The sequence below is a fragment of the Lentzea sp. NPDC042327 genome (assembly GCF_040647275.1).
Lineage (GTDB): Bacteria > Actinomycetota > Actinomycetes > Mycobacteriales > Pseudonocardiaceae > Lentzea.
This window is the reverse complement of sequence record NZ_JBEZBX010000041.1, coordinates 1-4,127: the sequence shown is the minus strand read 5'-3', so window position 1 is coordinate 4,127 and position 4,127 is coordinate 1. Positions and strand designations below refer to the sequence as shown.

Genomic DNA, 4,127 nt, shown 5'->3' with positions numbered 1-4,127 from the left:
TGCGGGCTGTTCGCCCGCACCGCCAGGAACCACCTCAGGCGCGACTCTCATCGAACGGGACCTCGACACAGGCCCTAGGCCGCCCCGCCCACCTCACGCTTCCAGCCACGCCGTGACGTTGCCAGCCGCTCGACGAGCTGCGTGATCACCAGCGTCGTGTGGTTGATCTCCAGCAGGTAGGCGACCTCCAGCGGGGACGGCAGGCGGTCCTGCGGGCGAGCCCGGTCAGGCCGCTCCTGCTCCGCGAGGAGACCGGTGCAGCTCCTCGCCAGCCACGCGGCGTTGGTGACGATCTTCGGGTGGTGCCGCTCGCTCACGCCGCGCGCCAGCAACCACCCCCACAGCCGGAGCTTCCTCAGCTGCCTCTGGAGCTGGTGGAGCTGCTCCTCGTGCTTCGGCCAGACCGGCATCCTGGAGCGCAGCAGCGCGTTCACCCGGCCGATGCGGGGCAACATCCACACGGCGGTGAGCCAGCTGGACAGCTCGCGCAGGACGTCGAGCTTCTTCGCCACCCACGCCGCCCATGTCGCGCGCAGCAACACCAGGAACGACATCCCGATGTGTGAACGCACCGCATCACGTTGCCGCGGCGGGAGATCAGCGAGCTGTCCTTCGAAGTCCGCGATCCACGCGCGGGCCTCGCCGAGCGGCAGCAGCGGTGCGATCAGGAGGAGCCAGGCCACCTCACGCGGCTGCACCGACAGCGACCGGACGACAAGGCAGTAGCGCACCGCGTAGAGCACGGCGACCACGCCGGCCACAGCGCCGGCGCCGGCGGGAACCTGCGACGCGTGGTCGCCGCCTTCGATCAGCACCGCGTAGAGCGCAGCCGCTCTGTCATAGCCGCCATCAGCGATCGGCAGCCAGACGGTGTTCACTCGGCGGTCTTCCCATCGGCGGGCCACGAGGGGACGAACCGCGGACGGTGCTCGGCGGAGACCCACCGCCCGTAGACCGTTGCCCGGTGCAGCTGGCGCCCCGAGCGCCCAGGGGTCGCGGCCCAGCGGGTGGCGACCTGGTTCAGCCGGCGCAGGCGCACCAGGACGGGGTACAACCGCGCTGGACTGAGGGCAGCCGCCTCCGCAAGTGCTGCCGTGTCGAGCTCGAGGTCGGGTCGTGCTGTCAGGGCCCGCAGCACGCGACCGGCGTGACGCCGCCGTCGCCAGAACATGGCGGGACAGTACCGTGACCTGGGTTTCTTGTACTCTATATAGGGGCGCTGCTTCACACTAAAGAGATCAGCTGGAGCCGTTCCTCTCACCCTTTCGGTGCATGATCTGCGCGGTCTCGACGCCCGCAGTGAGCCTTTGCCGGTGGAGATGCGCCGTTCGAGTGAGCCAGCAGGCCGCAGCGAAGATCGCGAACGCTTCTCGCCGCACCGAAACTGCCGAGAGCGTGCACACGCGTCGGTGTCCCGGTTGTCCGGCAAGGCCGAACACGGGTTTCGACTGCGCGTTCTGGCCTCTATTTGTCCTCTTTTTGGCCACTGACGCCGCACCCCGCGCTGATAACCTGCCGGAATCCGGGGGGTGACCGACAAGGTCGCGGACGGAGGATTTCGAGTTGGCTGACCGGGACGACCTGTCCCCCGTTTTCGACGTGTTCATCAGTTACGCGATCGCCGACGAGGACTTGGTCAAACCTTTTGTCACGGCTCTCAAAAGGGATGGGTTCCAGGTCTGGATCGACTACGAGCAGATGGCGGGCGGCGTTCCCGTCATGGAACAGCTGGCGGACGGGATCGCGCAGTCGGCGCACATGATCGTCTGCCTGTCCGACGCCTACCTCGGACGCGACTGGACCAAGGCTGAGCTGCACATCAGCCTTGCGCGAGATCCCGGCGCGCGGGAGGTGCGAACGATTCCGGCGATCTTCCGGCCGCTGACGATGAAGGTGCCGTCGTACCTGAGCCAGCTGACCATCTGCGACCTGACCAACCGGCGCCACGACTACGACCAGCAGTACCTGCTCGTCACCAGAAGAATTCGCCGGAGGGTGGAGCCGACGAGTCCGGGGAAAGACGCGCTCGGGCAGATCTGCGCTACCCCGTTCGGTCACGTCGACCAACCGGAACGAGCGTTGTTCGAGGCGTACCGGGCCTATCGTGAACTGTGCCAGTATTTGTACCGCCAGGAAGTCGGCGAAATTCCAGGGCACGCGGAGTTCGGCTGGATCACCGACCGCCTGATGATGCGGCGGAGCCTGCCGGCCGAGATCCGGGACGCGCTGGCGACCATGGAGGGCTACGGACGGCAGGTCGTACCCGGCTACGTCGACGGGCCGGCCGTGACGGCGGAGACGATCGAGTCCCCGCTCAAGACCCTGGCGATGCTGACGCAGTGGGTGTTCCCCGACTGGCACCGGCCGGACGAACAGGTGGCGGCCTGGGACGTCCTGCCCGCCGGTGAGGACGGAACCCGGCGGTTGCCCGGCACCGACTACCTGCTGCGCGGCCCCGCGCTGGGGCGCACCACGCTCGGACCGCTCTACGGCGCGCACGACACGAGCCGTGACAAGCCGATGACGGTCGTCCTCGTCGAACCGCCACCGGCCGACGAACGCGCCTTCCGCCAGCACGTCGCCCGGTTCGCGAACGGGCGGCGGGGCGGCGTCCTGGCGCCCGACGACGGCGGCGACCTCGTGATCGCCGGTCGCCGGCTGCACTACCTCGCGATGCCCGCGATCGACGGTATCTGGGCCGAGAACCTGGTCGAGCACGTGCGGGAGCTGCCACCCCGCGCCGCCTGCGAGCTGGCGCTGGGCGTCGCGGAGGTGCTGCGCGGACTGCACGAGGCGGATCCGCCGGTCGTGCACGGTGATGTCGTGCTCGCCAACGTGGTCGTCGGTGCGCTGGGCACCGTGGCGCTGTGTCCGGGCCGGCCGAGGACCACGACCAGGGCCGAGGACCTGAGCGCGCTCGCCGCACTGGTGGACGGTCCGCTCGCCGAGCGGCTGGCGTCCTGCACGACCGCGGTGCGGGCCTGCCGGATCCTCCGCGACGCGTGCCGCGACCTGCCGTCCGAGGACAGCCTCGGTTCGGTGTACCGGCGTTTCCGCGGCTCGACGCGAACGGCCCCGCGGCGGGACGGCCGGGCCACGCAGCTGGTGGAGACGTGCCGGATCGAGAGCCGGGCGGCCTGGCCCCTCGGCGACGGCCGGCTGGTGGTGTGGGAACGCGGCACCGACACCCTGGTCGTCCGGGAGGGCGAGCACACGGTCTGGCGGGACAGCTGTGCGGTCGTGGTGCGCCGGGTGGCCCGCGGACCGGATGGACGGCTGGCCGTCGGCGGCTGGGACGGAGCGGTGCGCTGCTTCGCCGACGGGGCTCCCGTGGTCACCGCGCGGATGGACGGCGCGGTCGGCGACCTGTGCTTCGTCGGTGACAACCTGGTCGCGGGGTCGTGGAAGCAGCACCTGTGGCTGTTCGCGCCGGACGGCCGGCGCCACGAGCTGCTTGAGGTCAAGGCCGGGGTGCACCGCATCGCGGCGGCCGACGCCCGTGACCGGTTCGCCGTCGCCGACCTGTCCGGCGGGCTCGCCATCTACTCCGACAACCGCCGCGTCGCCAACATGCCGGCGGTCGGCTTCGTGACCGATCTCGCCTACGCGGGCACCCGGCTGGTCCTGCTCACCGGTGAGGCGCTGACGAGTCTGCGGCTGGACGGCTCGATCGGCGTGGGCGAACCGCGACCCGGTGCGCGCGGGCTGTTGCCCGGCTCGGCTGCCGGCCAGTGCACGCTGCTGGTCGAGACGGCGGCCGGAACCGAGACGTGGCTGGTCGACGCGGCGGACCGGCAGGTGCGCGACCACGTCTTCCCCGCGGGCCACTCGCTGATCGGCACCTGCGGGGTGCCCGGCCGGTTCATCGTGTCCGATCCGGACGGTGGGTACGCCTACTGGCGCGACGGGGAGCCGCAGGTACTGTGGCCCAACGCGACCACCGCCACCATCTCGGCGAACGGCCGGTTGCTCGCCGTCTGCCGGCCCGGTGTCGTCGAGCTGTACGAGGACTTCACGTGACGGTCACGGCCACCGGCGGTAACACGAGGACATCGCTGCTGGCGGCGATCGAGGCGCTGCGCGCCCGCGACGCCACACCGGCCGTGCGGATCGCGCTGGCAGAGGCC

At 70.6% G+C, this 4,127-nt stretch carries 3 protein-coding genes; 1 reads left to right on the top strand and 2 read right to left on the bottom strand.

Features of this window, described 5'->3' with window-relative positions; translation table 11 throughout:
* Positions 1–74 precede the first annotated feature (74 nt).
* The gene (locus AB0A63_RS40530) at positions 75–878 is read right to left on the bottom strand and encodes a hypothetical protein (protein ID WP_360402177.1); all 804 of its coding nucleotides are present in this window, start codon (positions 876–878) and stop codon (positions 75–77) included.
* Positions 875–1,171, bottom strand: a complete 297-nt coding sequence (locus tag AB0A63_RS40525) for a hypothetical protein (protein WP_360402174.1) — start codon at positions 1,169–1,171, stop codon at positions 875–877. Before AB0A63_RS40525 ends, AB0A63_RS40530 begins: the two co-directional genes overlap by 4 nt.
* Positions 1,172–1,563: 392 nt before the next feature.
* On the opposite strand from AB0A63_RS40525, the gene AB0A63_RS40520 reads away from it, so the two are divergent.
* Positions 1,564–4,020 carry a TIR domain-containing protein gene (locus tag AB0A63_RS40520; protein ID WP_360402171.1) on the top strand — a complete coding sequence of 819 codons (2,457 nt, stop codon included), beginning with the start codon at positions 1,564–1,566 and terminating at the stop codon, positions 4,018–4,020.
* Positions 4,021–4,127: the final 107 nt, after the last annotated feature.